We start from the raw sequence: 13,026 nt of genomic DNA on the forward strand, positions 1-13,026 counted from the left end.
ATGCGAGGTCCGCTCGGAATCGGTCGCGGTTTGTGCGCGCTGGGGCTGGCGATCGCGCTGGCCCTGCCCGGGCTGGCGCCAGCCGCTGAGCCGGCCAGCGCGGCTGACGCGGCCACAGCGGTCGGCGAACCCGGCATGAGCATGGTCACATTCAACCTGCACCACGACCGCGAGGACTGGCCCAGCCGTCGTCGCACGATCGTGGCCGAGCTCAAGCGCCTGCAGCCCGATGCCATCGCGCTGCAGGAGGTGATCCAGAAGCGCAACGTGCGCAACCAGGCGCAGTGGCTGGCCAGCCAGCTCGGCTACCGGTACGTATTCGTGTCCACCGATCCGGTGGGTGCACCCAAGCGTTATGGCAATGCGCTGCTGACCCGGCGCCCGATCCTGGCGCATGGCGAGCACCTGCTGCTGCCGCTGGATGACTACCGCACCGTGGCCCATCTGCGCATCGACGTGGAGGGCAGGCCGGTCAATGTCTATGCCACCCATCTCAACGAGCGCAGTGACGACGCCGGCCAGAGCATCCGCCGCAGCCAGGTCGAGGATCTGCTGCGTTTCATCGCCGGCAGTTCTGCGGGGGCACCGGTGGTGATTGCCGGCGACTTCAACGCCCTGGTCGATGCCGGCGATCTGAGCGAACTGCGCAGCCACTACGGCGACAGCTACGGCAGCGTGCACGTCAACACCGACCTGGCGGGTGTGAGCACGCTCAACCGCCATTACTACCAGGCGCCGTCGCGGATCGACCACATCTTCTTCCAGCAGGACGAGATGGTCGCGCGCGAAGCGAAGATCCTGTTCGACCAGCCTGATGACGGCGGCCGCTGGGCCTCCGATCACTACGGGGTGTGGACCCGGCTGCAGTTCGCGCCGAAGCCCTGATAACGGCATCGCGTGGCGACGCGGCAGGCGTTCGCTACGGCATCTGATACGCCACAAACAGAAACGGCGGGGATCATCGATCCCCGCCGTTTCGTTGTTGCCGATCAAGGATCGATCAGGCGACCGGCGGCGTGCGCTTGCCGGCGTCTTCGTCTTCTTCCGACGCCTGCGCGTCGGCGGCCTGTGCGGCAGCGTCGGAATGGCCATCGGCGATCGGGTCGACCTGCGCCGGCACGATCGCATCGGCGACCGGCGCAGCGGCGTCCACCGGTGCGGCTTCGACAGCCACCGGGGCTGCGGGCTGCTCGGCGACCGGGGCGACTTCAACCTCGGCCTTCGGTTTGACTGCCGGAGCAGCTTCAACCACCGGCGCAACATCGGCCACCACCTGCTTCGGCTCGGCCACCGGTGCGGCTTCGACCACCGCGGTCGGTTCAGCGACCGGAGCGGCTTCGATCGCAGCAGCGGTCTCGACCACCGGCGGCTTCGCCTCGATCACCGGAGCCGCTTCAGGCGCGGGCTGCACCGGCGTCGCTGCATCGATGGCATCCAGCATGCTGGTCTGCACCGGCGACGAGGCCGGTTCGACCTTGGCAACTGCTTCCAGCGGAGCCGGAGTCTGCACTGCGGCGGACACTGGAGCGGCTGCCTCGACCACGGCACTGCTTACGGCAGCGACCGGCGCAACCGCGGCGGCCACTGCAACCGGTGCACGTGCCGGCTTGCCGGCATCAGCGGCGGCCGGCTCGACTTCGTCATCGAAATCAAATTCCGGCTGCGAACGCGACGGCTGCACGGCGGCTGCCGGTGCGCCGACCGAAGCCGGGGCGGTCTGCTCGACCGAATCGCCGTCGTTGTCCTCGCCTTCGGCATCATCGCCGTCGTCCAGGTCATCACCCAGTACGTCACTACCTGCAGCGTTCTCGGCGCCACCACGACGACGACGACGACCACCGCGACGGCCACGGCGGCGGCGGGTTGCGCCTTCGCCGGTCTGATCGCCTGCGGCATCGGCCGCAGCATCCTCGGCAGCCCCGGTCGCAACCACGACCTCGGCATCGGTCGTTGCGGCGGTGTCCACGGCCGCGACAGTGTCGACCACGTTTTCAGTGGCGACGGCCGGTGCCAGTGCCTTTTCTTCCTGCACCGCAACCGTGGCCGCAACCGCAGTCGTGGTAGCCACGGCAGCAGCAGCGGTCACGACATCGGCCGGGGCTTCGGCAGCGGCACGCTGCGACTTCTCGGCCGGCTTGTCACCGTCCTGCGGGCGCGGCTGCCTCGGCTGCTTCAGCTTCGGCTGCTGCTGCCCCTGGCCCTGTTCGTTGCGCGGCTTGTTCTGCTGCTGCGGCTGCTGGGCATCCTTCGGCTTGCCCTGCTGCTGCGGCTGCTGCTGGCCATTATTGCCATTGGCCTGGCTGCCGCCGTTGCGGCCATCCTTGCGCTGCTCACCGCGGTCCTTGCGGTTGCCGCCGTCCTTCTGCTGCTGCGCATTGCCATTGCCGCCGTTGCCACGGCTGTCCTCGCGACGGTCCTTGCGGTCCTTGTTGCGATCCTTGTTGCGGTCACGGCGACCGCCATCCTGCTGCTGGCGCGCGGCCGGTGCCGGCGCAGGAGCGGGAGCGGGCTCGCCGCCAAAGATGCGCTTCAGCCAACCAACCACGCCACCGCTGGCGGCGGCAGCGGGAGCCACTGCGGCCACCGGTGCGGGTGCAGGCGCAGCGGTCGGTTCCACTTCCTCCCGCACCGGGGCGGGGGAGTTGTGCTTGACCTGGGTCACCATCGGCGGCGGGATGTTCAGCTGGCCCTTGGTCAGTGCGTGCACCGGCAGCTTGCGCGGGGTGCCGCGCTGGTAGCTCGGCTTGCCGCTTTCCTCGCCCAGTTCGTTGTCGCGCAGGCGGGTGACGGTGTAATGCGGGGTGTGCAGCTGTTCGTCGGCAACGATCACGATCGGCGCCTCGTGGCGCTTCTCGATTTCGCCCAGCGCGCCGCGCTTTTCATTGAGCAGGTAATTGGCGATCTCCACCGGGGCCTGTACCAGCACCTGCCCGGTGTTCTCCTTCATCGCATGCTCTTCGGCGACGCGGATGATCGACAGCGACAGCGACTCGACGCTGCGCATGCGGCCATGGCCGTCGCAACGCGGGCAGACGATCTGGCTGGATTCGCCCAGGCTCGGGCGCAGGCGCTGGCGGCTCATTTCCAGCAGGCCGAAGCGCGAGATGCGGCCGACCTGCACGCGTGCACGGTCGTACTTCAGCGCGTTGGCCAGGCGGTTCTCGACCTCACGCTGGTGCTTGTTGGAGGCCATGTCGATGAAGTCGATCACCACCAGGCCGCCGAGGTCGCGCAGGCGCAGCTGGCGGGCCACTTCTTCGGCCGCTTCCAGGTTGGTCTGGAACGCGGTGTCCTCGATGTCGCTGCCCTTGGTGGCGCGCGAGGAGTTGACGTCGACGGCAGTCAGCGCTTCGGTCTGGTCGACCACGATCGAGCCACCCGACGGCAGGCGCACGTTGCGCTCGTAGGCGCCTTCGATCTGCGATTCGATCTGGAAGCGGTTGAACAGCGGGATGTCGTCCTTGTAATGCTTGAGCTTGCGCAGGGTCTGCGGCATCACCTGCTGCATGAACTCCTTGGCGTGCTCGTACATTTCCTCGGTGTCCACCAGGATCTCGCCGATGTCAGCACGCAGGTAGTCACGCAGGGCGCGCACGATCAGGCGCGATTCCTGGTAGATCAGGAACGGGGCCGGCTTGCTCAGGGCGGCTTCGGCGATGGCGCGCCAGACGTTCAGCAGGTAATCCAGATCCCACTGCAGCTCTTCCGCATCGCGGCCGACGCCGGCGGTACGGATGATGACGCCCATTTCGTCGGGGATGTTCAGCTTGTCCAGAGCGTCCTTCAGGGCCGCCCGGTCTTCACCCTCGATGCGACGGGAAACACCGCCGGCACTGGGGGAATTGGGCATCAGCACCATGTAACGGCCGGCCAAGGAGATGAACGTGGTCAGGGCGGCGCCCTTGTTGCCACGTTCTTCCTTGTCCACCTGGACGACGATTTCCTGGCCTTCCCTCAGCAGCTCGCGGATGCCGGCCTTGTTGTGGTCGACACCGGCCTGGAAGTAATCGCGGGAAATTTCCTTCAGCGGCAGGAAGCCATGGCGGCCACCACCGTATTCAACGAAGGCCGCTTCCAGCGAGGGCTCGATGCGGAAGATCCGGCCCTTGTAGATGTTGGACTTCTTCTGTTCCTTGGACGGCTGCTCGATGTCGATGTCATACAACGACTGGCCATCCACGATGGCAACACGCAGCTCTTCAGCCTGCGTGGCGTTGATCAGCATTCGCTTCATTGTTGCGTTCCTCGCAAGCGGCTACCGCGCGGAACGCCATGGAGTTTCGCCTCTGGACACGGCTCGCCGCCCATTCGCGCAAGCGCGGGGAGGGCGACTTGGGTTTCCAGCGCTACGACACCACGGCAGGCCGCGGGAGCGCTTCAATTTTCTGGTTTTGGGTGTTGCAGGGCCGGAGGCAGCTGTCAGCCAGGCTGGAGCGCCGCACGGGACATGTTCAGCGCGACTGCGTGTCAGGCAATCGGCGATGGCCGGGAACGCCGGTGAGCCGCTAACATGGCCGCCCCGCGGGCGGTGGTCGCGCACTGTGCCGGATTCGTCGGAAGCGGGGCTTCTGGCCCTGAGTAACTTCCAACGAAATCAATCCCTTATCTCGCCCCCCGAGTGTAACAGAATAAACAGGCTGATGACTGCACAAGACCCCACCAAGCCGGCCGGCGACAAGCCTTCCGTGCGCATGATCACCGTTCCGGCCGACCGCGCCGGCCAGCGCCTGGACAATTTCCTGCTCGGCCAGCTCAAGGGTGCCCCGCGCAGCCTGGTCTACAAGCTGGTCCGCAGCGGCCAGGTGCGCGTCAATGGCGGCCGCGCCAAGGCCGAGCGCAAGCTGGAGGCCGGCGACGAAGTGCGGATACCGCCGGTTCGTCTCAGCGAAGAGGGAGACAAGGCGGGTCCGCCCGAGGCGTTCATGCGTCGGCTGGAGCAGGCCATCGTCTTCGAAGATGCCCGGCTGCTGGCGCTGAACAAGCCGACGGGCGTCGCCAGCCATGGTGGCAGTGGCATCAGCTTCGGCGCCATCGAGACCCTGCGCGCTCTGCGCCCCGGGCAGACCCTCGAACTGGTCCACCGGCTGGACCGTGACACCTCGGGCCTGTTGATCGTGGCCAAGAAGCGTTCGGCACTGAGCGAGCTGCAGGCACTGCTGCGTGAAGACCACGGCGCCGGTATCCGCAAGCGCTACCTGACCCTGTTGGCCGGGCGCATGCCGGACGGGGTGATGACGGTCGACGCGCCGTTGCACGTGGGCCTGCGCCAGGGCGGCGAGCGTCATGTGCAGGTCAACGCGATCGGCAAGGAATCCATCAGCCATTTCCGGGTGCTGGAGCGCAAGGGCGGCCATTCCTATTGCGAGGTGCGCATCGAAACCGGCCGCACCCACCAGATCCGCGTGCACGCCCAGCATCTGGGGCATCCGGTAGCCGGTGACGACAAATACGGCGATCCTGCGGTCAACAAGCGGCTTCGTGAGCAGATCGGGCTGAAGCGCCTGTTCCTGCATGCCGCGTCGCTGGAGTTCGCGCTGGACGACGGCAAGAGCCCGTATGTGCTGAACGCGCCGCTGGCCGATGAGCTGGTCGAGGCGCTGGACAGGCTGAAGTAGCCCCTGCGGGGACTGACCGGCCAACGGGCGCAGCCCCCTCGCGGCTGGCACTGTGATCGAATGCCGGGGAGCGCTGGGCGGGGTGCGTTTGCGGGGGATGCCGCAAGTACGTCCTTGTAGGCTCAGCCGCGCCATCCATGGCGCGGATGCCCCCGCAAGCGCACCCCGCCCAGCGCCAGACAGATCGCGCGCGTGCCAGCCACGGAACATCAAAAGAAAAGCAGAGTCGAGCAACGCTCGACTCACGCGCGCAGCGCGGGCTTCGCTTTTAATCCTTTCATCGCGCGGCTGGCACGCACGGAAAAATGAGGGGCACGGGCGGGGTCAGTTCGCGGGGGTGTCCGCGGCATGGATGCCGCGGCCAAGCCTCCAGGGACGGATTAACGGCGTCCCCCGCGAACTGACCCCGCCCGGGACCATTCAGAAAGGTTCGGGTGCCAGCCGCGAGGGGGCTCAGCCCGTTGGCCGGAAATCCCTCACCACTTGAACAGCACCAGGCTGATCGCCAGCGTACCCATGCCGGCCACCAGGCCATACACGGTTTCGTGGCCCTTGGCGTAGCGCTTGGCCGCCGGCAGCAGCTCGTCCAGCGCCAGGAACACCATCACACCGGCAATCAGGCCGAACACCCAGCCGAACGTGGCGTGGGACAGCGAGCCGGAAAGCAGTACATAGCCGATTGCCGCGCCCACAGGCTCGGCCAGGCCTGACAGCAGGCTGGCGGCGAACGCATAGAACTTGTTCTGCGTGGCGAAGTAAACCGGCACCGCAATGGCGATGCCCTCGGGAATGTTGTGGATGGCGATGGCGAAGGCCAGCGGCATGCCCACCGACGGGCTCTCCAGCGTCGCGAAGAACGTTGCCAGCCCCTCCGGGAAGTTGTGCGCGGTGATCGCCACCGACGTCAGCAGGGCGACCCGCTTCAGGTATTCGCGGCTGTTCTCGCGGAAGGCCGGGTCCTGCTTGTCCAGGCTGTCATGCGGGTTGGGAATGAAGTGGTCGATCAGCACGATCACCACCACGCCCAGCAGGAAGGCGAGGGTGCCGTAGGTGAAGCCGGTGCGTTCACCATAGGCCAGCGCGAACGAGGCGATGGATTTGTTGAGGATCTCCGACAGCGAGACGTACACCATCGCGCCGCCGGCAAAGGCCAGGCCGAAGGCCAGCAGGCGCGGATTGGGGCGACGCGAGAACAGCACCAGCAGGCTGCCGATGGCGGTGGCAAGGCCCGCAGCGAGGGTGACCGCCAGGGCGATCCAGATGTTTTCGGGGGGAATCTGCAGCATGTACCGACGCGTTCCTTGTCATCAAGCAATCGCCCCGGCACGGGCCGGGGCGGCAAAGGCGAGGCGGGCGTCGGCTGGCCTCGTCACCGGCAGGCGATCAGCCGCCGCGGCGCAGGCTTTCTTCGATGGCGAAGCACTGGTCCGGCTTGGGCTGCGGCGGGTTGAAGCTGACCGGCACCTGGATCGTGGCCGGCACGGCCTCGCCATTGCGGGTGGCTGCCTTGAACTGCCAGCCCTGCACGGCGGTCTTGGCCAGATCGTCCAGCTGCGGGTTGCCCGCGCCGGTCAGCAGGGTGACCTCGCTGGGTTTGCCGTCGGTGCCGATCACCACCTTGAAGGTGCTGGTGCCGCCGACGCCGGTGCAGGCCAGTTCCAGCGGGTATTGCGGCGGCGGGGTTTTCACCGCAGCCACTTCGGTGGGTGCGGCAGCCGGTGCTGCCGGCGGTTCGGAGGTGCCGCAGCCGGCCAGGCCGGTCACGGCAAGCAGGGACAGGCTCAGCAATCGCACGTTCATTTCAGTTGCTCCGTCAGGGCCGAAGTCTTCGCTGCGCAGATGAAGTCGTTCTCGCTCAGGCCGCCCACGTCGTGGGTGGAGTAGCGGACGACGGCACGGTCGTAGTGGACGCCGAGGTCCGGGTGATGGTCCTCGCCGTGGGCGATCCAGGCCAGCGCGTTCACGAAGGCCATGGTGGCGTAGTAATCCTTGAAGCGGAACGTGCGCACCAGCGCCTGGCCGGCCTCGGCCAGCTCCCAGCCGGGAACCTGCGGCAGCAGTTCGGCCAGCCGGGCCTCGCCCAGCTTGTGGTCGCTGCCTTTGCGCGGCACGCAACGGGCCTGTGCCAGCGGAATCAGGTCGGCCATGGGTTCCTCCACCTCGTGTTGACTGAACAATGCGCCGGCCGGTGTATAAAACGAATGAGCGGCTGACGCTTACTTGGCTAGAATAGCCTGATGATCCAGATCTCCGACACTGCCCAGACCCATTTCCGCAAGCTGATCGAACGCGAGGGCGTGCCCGGCATGGGCGTGCGCTTGAGTGCGGTCGATCCTGGCACCCCGCGTGCCGACGCCCGGCTGGAGTTCGCCGAGCCGACCGATCTGCTCGGCGACGAGTGGGCGGTGGACTGCGATGGCTTCACCCTCTATGTGGACGCCACCAGCGTTGGCTGGCTCGATGGCGCGGAGATCGACATCGTGCCCGGTACCGCTGGTACCCAGCAGCTGACGATCAAGGCGCCGCGGATCAAGGGCGAAGCGCCCGGCGATGCCGCCTCGCTGGTCGAGCGCGTGCATTGGGTGGTGGAAAACGAAGTCAATCCGCAGCTCGCGTCGCACGGCGGCAAGGTCGCCGTGCAGGAAGTCTCGGCCGACGGCGTGGTGCTGCTGCGCTTCGGCGGTGGCTGCCAGGGCTGCGGCATGGCCGACGTCACCCTCAAGCAGGGCATCGAGAAGACCTTGATGGGCCGTGTGCCGGGGGTGACTGCGGTGCGTGACGCTACCGATCACGACAGCGGCCACGCTCCGTATATTCCGCGCGGCAACGCCGCCTGATCGCCAACGCGTGCCTCTGCCCAGAGCCGAGCAACTCATCGACCTGCTGCTGGCGCGCCAGCAGCGACCGCCCATCCTCGAGAAGAGCACCGGCCTGCCGTACGGCTGGGCGATCTGGCTGCGGACGCTGGCGCCGCTGCCGCGTCCGTTCCACGCGCGCGAGGTGATCGCAGTGCTGCTGCCGCGGCCGCTGCCCGGGCCTCCGGGGCGCTTGCCGGGGCTGGGGCCATGGGCGTCCCTGCGCCGCCTGTTCTGGCAGGACTGGGATCCGGCGCCGCGTGACCAGCGCTGGATGCGCTGGACCTCGGCACTGCTCAGCGCGTTGCTGCATCTGTTGTTCTTCCTGCTGCTGCTCTGGGTGGCGGTGATCCGCACGTCTTCGCCGGACGAGCAGGGCAGCGAGGGTGAGCGCGTGCAGATTGAATTCGTCGGCCGTGCTGCACAGGAAGGCGGCGGCGACCAGCCCGGTGCCGAGGCGGCTGCCGCTGCGGAGGCCGGTGCTGTAGCCGCAGGCCAGGATGCCGGAGCGGCGACAGCGCCCCGGCCGCAACCGTCTGCACCTGCGCCGTCTTCCACTGCCGCTGCCACGGCACCGACCGCCAGCGTGCCGCCGCCGCCCGAGGTGGAGCCGGCGCCGGTGGCCGCACCGCCGCCCTCACCGGTACAGGCCACCGAGGTTGCAGAGGCGACTGCCGAATTCGTGGTGCCGCCGGTCGCACTGCCGCGCACCGAGGTCAGCATCGTGCCTCGCGACACCATTCCGACCGTGCGCGAGCGCAGCGTGCAGCCGGTACAGGCTGCGCCGATAGCAACGCCGGTACGCACGCCCGAGGTGGCAGTGCAGGCTCCCCGCGTGCGCGATGTACAGGTGCAGGAGCGCGAAATCAGCACGGTTGAAGCGCCGGTGGCGCCGCAGCCGATGCGCACCACCGACATCCAGGTACGCGTGCCGCAGCGCGACGTGCAGGTGCGCGAGCGCGAAGTGCAGGCGATGACCGATCCGCAGGTGCGCATGGCCACCGTTGCAGGGCGCGAGCCCACGGTGCGTGCGCCTGCCGGGCGCGAGGTGCAGGTGCGCGAACGGGAGGTTGCTGCCGCTCCGCAACCTGCCGCGTCGACTGCGGCAGGCAGTGCGACCACGCCGACGCCGGCACCCGCCGGCAGTTCGGCCCAGAACAGCGCCAGCGTGGCGCGCCCTGCGACGACCAGTACCGCCGCCGCACAGGCGGGCGCCCGTCCGGCACCGGCCCCGGGCAACTGGGCAACGCCCGCCCGCGGTGACGACTGGGGCGCCTCCAGCCGCAATCGCGACGGTGCCAACCAAGGCGCCGCGCAAACCAGTGCGGGCAAGGGCGATGGTCTGTTCAACGCTGACGGCAGCGTACGCGTGGCCGGCCAGGACGGGGCTGGCAAGGCCGAGCGTGGCGCACCCGGTGGGGCCAACGACGGCTGGAGCAAGGAGCGCATCGCCGAGTCCGGCAAATGGCTGAAGCGGCCGCCGTACGACTACACGCCTACCTCGTTCGACAAGTATTGGGTGCCGCAGGAATCGCTGCTCGCCGAGTGGGTGCGCAAGGGCGTCAAGGCAATGGAGATTCCGTTGCCGGGTACCAGCACGAAGATTTCCTGCGTGATCTCGATCCTGCAGGCCGGTGGCGGCTGTGGCCTCACCGATCCGAACATGCAGGACCAGCCCGCAGTGGCGCGTCCGCCGCCGGATATCCCGTTCAAGAAAGAGCTGCAGGAAGATAACGGCAGCCGGTAGGGTGCCGCATCCACGCATGGCGTGGATCTACTGTGCATCCAGCTGCGCCGGGTAGATCCACGCCATGCGTGGATGATCCATGGGCTTCACGTGCATGCCGACCAAGGTCGGCCTCTACCAGGTCATTCGCTCTGTGACAGGAACACCCAGAACGGGACGTCGCGGCCTACCCAGTCACGGCTGGCTTCATCCAGGATGTCCAGCAGCGTGTCGAACTCCTTGCCTGCACCGGCGCGCAGGGCATCGACGTCGGCCAGGAACAGCGCATAGCCATGGGCCGGCAGCCATTGCAGGTCGCGCAGGTTGTCAGACAGGGCATCCCAGTTGCCGCCGAAGCCGGCAGGGAAATCAAGCTGGGCGGCCAGCCGCGCCAGCAGGGTGCGCTTGTCGCCCACGCCATCCAGGTCGATCCGGATCACCTTCAGGTCGGCATCGCGCATCGCTGCCGACAGCGCGCTGATATCGGAGCTGTCGATCGCGTAGACGCCGGCATTGTTGATGTCATGCAGGCCGAGGCCGAAATCATCGTGGCTCATGGGCGTTCTCCGGAGGCCGGTACGGTGAAGCTGCGGAACGATTCGTAGTGATCATCGGTGTAGTACCAGGCATCGGGCGGGTTGCCACCGGTGACGATGCGCCGCGCGCCGCGGTTGCCTGCACCGGGCGTGTCGACGGTGTACTCGCGGTAGTAGCCACGCGGGCGCTGTGGCAGCTGTTGTTCGCGGTTGCCGAAGGTGCTGCCGTCCTGCCGATGCGGGAACGGGCCGCCGCGCTGGATCAGCGCGATGGTCTGGCGGGCCTCGGCCGGAAGGAAGCCGGGCAGGCCGCTGTCGCTGTTGCTGCGCAGCGCCGGTGCGTTGGCCGCCGGAGTGCCCTGCAGGTCGGGCGCGAACTGCGGCGGCGGCGGCCGCTGCAGGAAATGATTGACGACCAGGCCGAGCAGCAGCAGGACGATGGCAGTGATCAACAGCCGGGGGTTGCGCATGGGCAGGAGCAGGCGAGGGTGGTGCGCCCACTGTAGCGCCTGCGCGCTGCACCCTGCATGAGGGCGCGCGCCGCGTCACCGCTGCGTAACAATTGCCGGCATGCTCACCTGCAGGACGCAATTTCCTTTACATCCCCCTTGGTAATCTGGCGGCCTGTCCCCATCATTCACCGCGCAACGCCCGACACCGTCGGGTGCCCTCGCAATCAGGAGATGCATCATGGCCTACACCCTGCCCAAGCTGTCCTACGCCTACGACGCGCTGGAACCGCATATCGATGCGGCGACGATGGAAATCCATCACACCAAGCATCACCAGACCTACATCAACAACGTCAACGCGGCGCTGGAAGGCACCGAGTACGCTGACCTGCCGGTCGAAGAACTGGTGAAGAAGCTGAAGTCGCTGCCCGAGAACCTGCAGGGTCCGGTGCGCAACAACGGTGGCGGCCATGCCAACCACTCGCTGTTCTGGACCGTGATGGCTCCGAATGCTGGCGGCAACCCGGTGGGCGACGTGGCCAAGGCCATCGACAAGGACCTGGGCGGCTTCGACAAGTTCAAGGACGCCTTCACCAAGGCTGCGCTGACCCGTTTCGGCAGCGGCTGGGCATGGCTGAGCGTGACCCCGGACAAGAAGGTCGTGGTCGAGAGCACCGGCAACCAGGACAGCCCGCTGATGGAAGGCAACACCCCCATCCTCGGCCTGGACGTGTGGGAACACGCGTACTACCTGAAGTACCAGAACCGTCGTCCGGAATACATCGGCGCGTTCTTCAACGTCATCGACTGGAACGAAGTCGAGCGCCGTTACCAGGAAGCGATTGCCTGAGAACGGTAGCGCCGGGCCATGCCCGGCGGCTTCAACAGAAGGCCGGGGGAGACCCCGGCCTTTTTTGTTTGCGCATCGGTAGTGCCGGCCGCTGGCCGGCAACCTCATGGTTCTCATTCGGTGGTGGCAGCCACGTCCTGCAGCCGCAGCGTCGCCATCACGCCCAGGCGCAGGCCGGGCAGGTCGCCATCGGCGGGCAGCATGATCGCCTGCTGGCGGATGCCGCCGAAATGCTTGACCTGGAACAGCACATCCAGCCCATGGCCACTGGCGCCGCCGCCGCTGGCCGCCGGTGCGCCGGGATTGCGCCGGGCCGGCTGGAAGCCGGGCGTGCTGCGCACCAGCTCGACGGTGCTTGCGGAAAAGTCCCCGGCGATCAGGCTCGGCATGCCCTCGGCCGTGGCGCCGATCCAGGTCATCAGGTCGCTGGTCTGATGCTGCCGGGCCGTGGCCTCATCCGGCTCCGGCCGCAGGCGCGCGACGTAGACGTTGACGTCGTTGTCGCCCAGCCGCAGGCGCATCATGCCGGCGGCACTGAAGGTGCCCGGCGGATGCAGCAGGGTGACGCCGTCTTCGCTGACCGGCAGCCGGCTGAGCATCGCGTTGCCATGCCGGACCGGCTGGCTCGGCGGGTCTGCGGTGACGAAATCGCAGCTGTAGCGCAGCCGGCTGGCCAACCAGCAGGCCGGGTTGCGCCCTTGCTGCTGCAGGACCTGCTGCACCGAGATCACATCCGGCTGCAGATCCGTCAGCAGCTGCAGCACCTGTTCGCGGCGCTGCTTCCATTGCCCTTCATCACGGCTGGGCAGTTCCAGCGCGGCGACGGTCAATTGCCGCACCTCCGTGGCAAGGCCGGCGGCCGGCGGCGCCTGCGGTCGTGCCAATGCAGGCACGGCCAGCATCAGGGCAAGGCAGCTGGACAGGATGCGGGCAAAGGGGAGGGGGCGCATAACGATAAGTTTACGCTTTTGCCGTGCAGGTTCCGTGACTTC

At 67.5% G+C, this 13,026-nt stretch carries 12 protein-coding genes; 5 read left to right on the top strand and 7 right to left on the bottom strand.

All coding sequences use genetic code 11. The features are described from left to right. Positions 1 to 885: an endonuclease/exonuclease/phosphatase family protein gene (locus AC3WTC_RS07445; protein ID WP_492711233.1), complete on the top strand. Its 885-nt coding sequence runs from the start codon at positions 1 to 3 to the stop codon at positions 883 to 885. A gap of 115 nt (positions 886 to 1,000) precedes the next feature. Here the strand turns inward: AC3WTC_RS07445 and AC3WTC_RS07450 are convergent, their stop codons facing one another. Next, positions 1,001 to 4,234, bottom strand: coding sequence for an Rne/Rng family ribonuclease (locus AC3WTC_RS07450; protein ID WP_492711234.1), 3,234 nt, complete (start codon positions 4,232 to 4,234; stop codon positions 1,001 to 1,003). Between the two features lie 406 nt (positions 4,235 to 4,640). Here AC3WTC_RS07450 and AC3WTC_RS07455 point away from each other — a divergent pair, with 406 nt between their 5' ends. After that, the gene (locus AC3WTC_RS07455) at positions 4,641 to 5,615 is read left to right on the top strand and encodes an RluA family pseudouridine synthase (RefSeq protein ID WP_134832823.1); all 975 of its coding nucleotides are present in this window, start codon (positions 4,641 to 4,643) and stop codon (positions 5,613 to 5,615) included. A 476-nt stretch (positions 5,616 to 6,091) separates the two neighbouring features. Here AC3WTC_RS07455 and zupT read toward each other — a convergent pair whose 3' ends face one another. The 3 genes from zupT to AC3WTC_RS07470 all read right to left on the bottom strand — a co-directional run bounded on the left by zupT (position 6,092) and on the right by AC3WTC_RS07470 (position 7,762). Further along, positions 6,092 to 6,901, bottom strand: coding sequence for a zinc transporter ZupT (gene zupT / locus AC3WTC_RS07460; RefSeq protein ID WP_025876721.1), 810 nt, complete (start codon positions 6,899 to 6,901; stop codon positions 6,092 to 6,094). 97 nt (positions 6,902 to 6,998) lie between these two features. Continuing rightward, positions 6,999 to 7,415 carry an energy transducer TonB gene (locus tag AC3WTC_RS07465; RefSeq protein ID WP_025876723.1) on the bottom strand — a complete coding sequence of 139 codons (417 nt, stop codon included), beginning with the start codon at positions 7,413 to 7,415 and terminating at the stop codon, positions 6,999 to 7,001. Then, complete coding sequence (locus AC3WTC_RS07470; RefSeq protein ID WP_025876725.1) at positions 7,412 to 7,762, bottom strand: 4a-hydroxytetrahydrobiopterin dehydratase; 351 nt, start codon at positions 7,760 to 7,762, stop codon at positions 7,412 to 7,414. Before AC3WTC_RS07470 ends, AC3WTC_RS07465 begins: the two co-directional genes overlap by 4 nt. Positions 7,763 to 7,852: 90 nt before the next feature. Between AC3WTC_RS07470 and AC3WTC_RS07475 the strand changes: the two genes are divergently transcribed. After that, on the top strand, positions 7,853 to 8,452 hold the full coding sequence (locus AC3WTC_RS07475) for an NfuA family Fe-S biogenesis protein (protein ID WP_049466593.1): 600 nt from the start codon (positions 7,853 to 7,855) through the stop codon (positions 8,450 to 8,452). A 10-nt stretch (positions 8,453 to 8,462) separates the two neighbouring features. Further along, positions 8,463 to 10,217, top strand: coding sequence for a hypothetical protein (locus AC3WTC_RS07480; RefSeq protein ID WP_263929097.1), 1,755 nt, complete (start codon positions 8,463 to 8,465; stop codon positions 10,215 to 10,217). A 122-nt stretch (positions 10,218 to 10,339) separates the two neighbouring features. Here AC3WTC_RS07480 and AC3WTC_RS07485 read toward each other — a convergent pair whose 3' ends face one another. Both AC3WTC_RS07485 and AC3WTC_RS07490 read right to left on the bottom strand, forming a co-directional pair. Further along, the gene (locus AC3WTC_RS07485) at positions 10,340 to 10,753 is read right to left on the bottom strand and encodes a barstar family protein (protein ID WP_025876732.1); all 414 of its coding nucleotides are present in this window, start codon (positions 10,751 to 10,753) and stop codon (positions 10,340 to 10,342) included. Continuing rightward, entirely contained in the window at positions 10,750 to 11,202 is a 453-nt protein-coding gene (locus AC3WTC_RS07490; RefSeq protein ID WP_032978805.1) for a guanyl-specific ribonuclease, read from the bottom strand. Before AC3WTC_RS07490 ends, AC3WTC_RS07485 begins: the two co-directional genes overlap by 4 nt. Positions 11,203 to 11,422: 220 nt before the next feature. Here AC3WTC_RS07490 and AC3WTC_RS07495 point away from each other — a divergent pair, with 220 nt between their 5' ends. Continuing rightward, positions 11,423 to 12,034, top strand: a complete 612-nt coding sequence (locus AC3WTC_RS07495) for a superoxide dismutase (protein WP_005410310.1) — start codon at positions 11,423 to 11,425, stop codon at positions 12,032 to 12,034. Positions 12,035 to 12,147: 113 nt separating this feature from the next. Here AC3WTC_RS07495 and AC3WTC_RS07500 read toward each other — a convergent pair whose 3' ends face one another. Beyond that, on the bottom strand, positions 12,148 to 12,984 hold the full coding sequence (locus AC3WTC_RS07500; RefSeq protein WP_025876740.1) for an endonuclease/exonuclease/phosphatase family protein: 837 nt from the start codon (positions 12,982 to 12,984) through the stop codon (positions 12,148 to 12,150). Positions 12,985 to 13,026 lie beyond the last annotated feature (42 nt).

This window comes from Stenotrophomonas sp. FW305-C-20-S1 (assembly GCF_058783335.1).

What these genes read in the sequence shown, in the direction of transcription:
- zupT (WP_025876721.1), bottom strand. Translation starts at nt 6,901, where the DNA reads ATGCTGCAGATTCCCCCCGAAAACATCTGGATCGCCCTGGCGGTCACC.
- AC3WTC_RS07485 (WP_025876732.1), bottom strand. Translation starts at nt 10,753, where the DNA reads ATGAGCCACGATGATTTCGGCCTCGGCCTGCATGACATCAACAATGCC.
- AC3WTC_RS07490 (WP_032978805.1), bottom strand. Translation starts at nt 11,202, where the DNA reads ATGCGCAACCCCCGGCTGTTGATCACTGCCATCGTCCTGCTGCTGCTC.
- AC3WTC_RS07455 (WP_134832823.1), top strand. Translation starts at nt 4,641, where the DNA reads ATGACTGCACAAGACCCCACCAAGCCGGCCGGCGACAAGCCTTCCGTG.
- AC3WTC_RS07465 (WP_025876723.1), bottom strand. Translation starts at nt 7,415, where the DNA reads ATGAACGTGCGATTGCTGAGCCTGTCCCTGCTTGCCGTGACCGGCCTG.
- AC3WTC_RS07445 (WP_492711233.1), top strand. Translation starts at nt 1, where the DNA reads ATGCGAGGTCCGCTCGGAATCGGTCGCGGTTTGTGCGCGCTGGGGCTG.
- AC3WTC_RS07495 (WP_005410310.1), top strand. Translation starts at nt 11,423, where the DNA reads ATGGCCTACACCCTGCCCAAGCTGTCCTACGCCTACGACGCGCTGGAA.
- AC3WTC_RS07475 (WP_049466593.1), top strand. Translation starts at nt 7,853, where the DNA reads ATGATCCAGATCTCCGACACTGCCCAGACCCATTTCCGCAAGCTGATC.
- AC3WTC_RS07450 (WP_492711234.1), bottom strand. Translation starts at nt 4,234, where the DNA reads ATGAAGCGAATGCTGATCAACGCCACGCAGGCTGAAGAGCTGCGTGTT.
- AC3WTC_RS07470 (WP_025876725.1), bottom strand. Translation starts at nt 7,762, where the DNA reads ATGGCCGACCTGATTCCGCTGGCACAGGCCCGTTGCGTGCCGCGCAAA.
- AC3WTC_RS07500 (WP_025876740.1), bottom strand. Translation starts at nt 12,984, where the DNA reads ATGCGCCCCCTCCCCTTTGCCCGCATCCTGTCCAGCTGCCTTGCCCTG.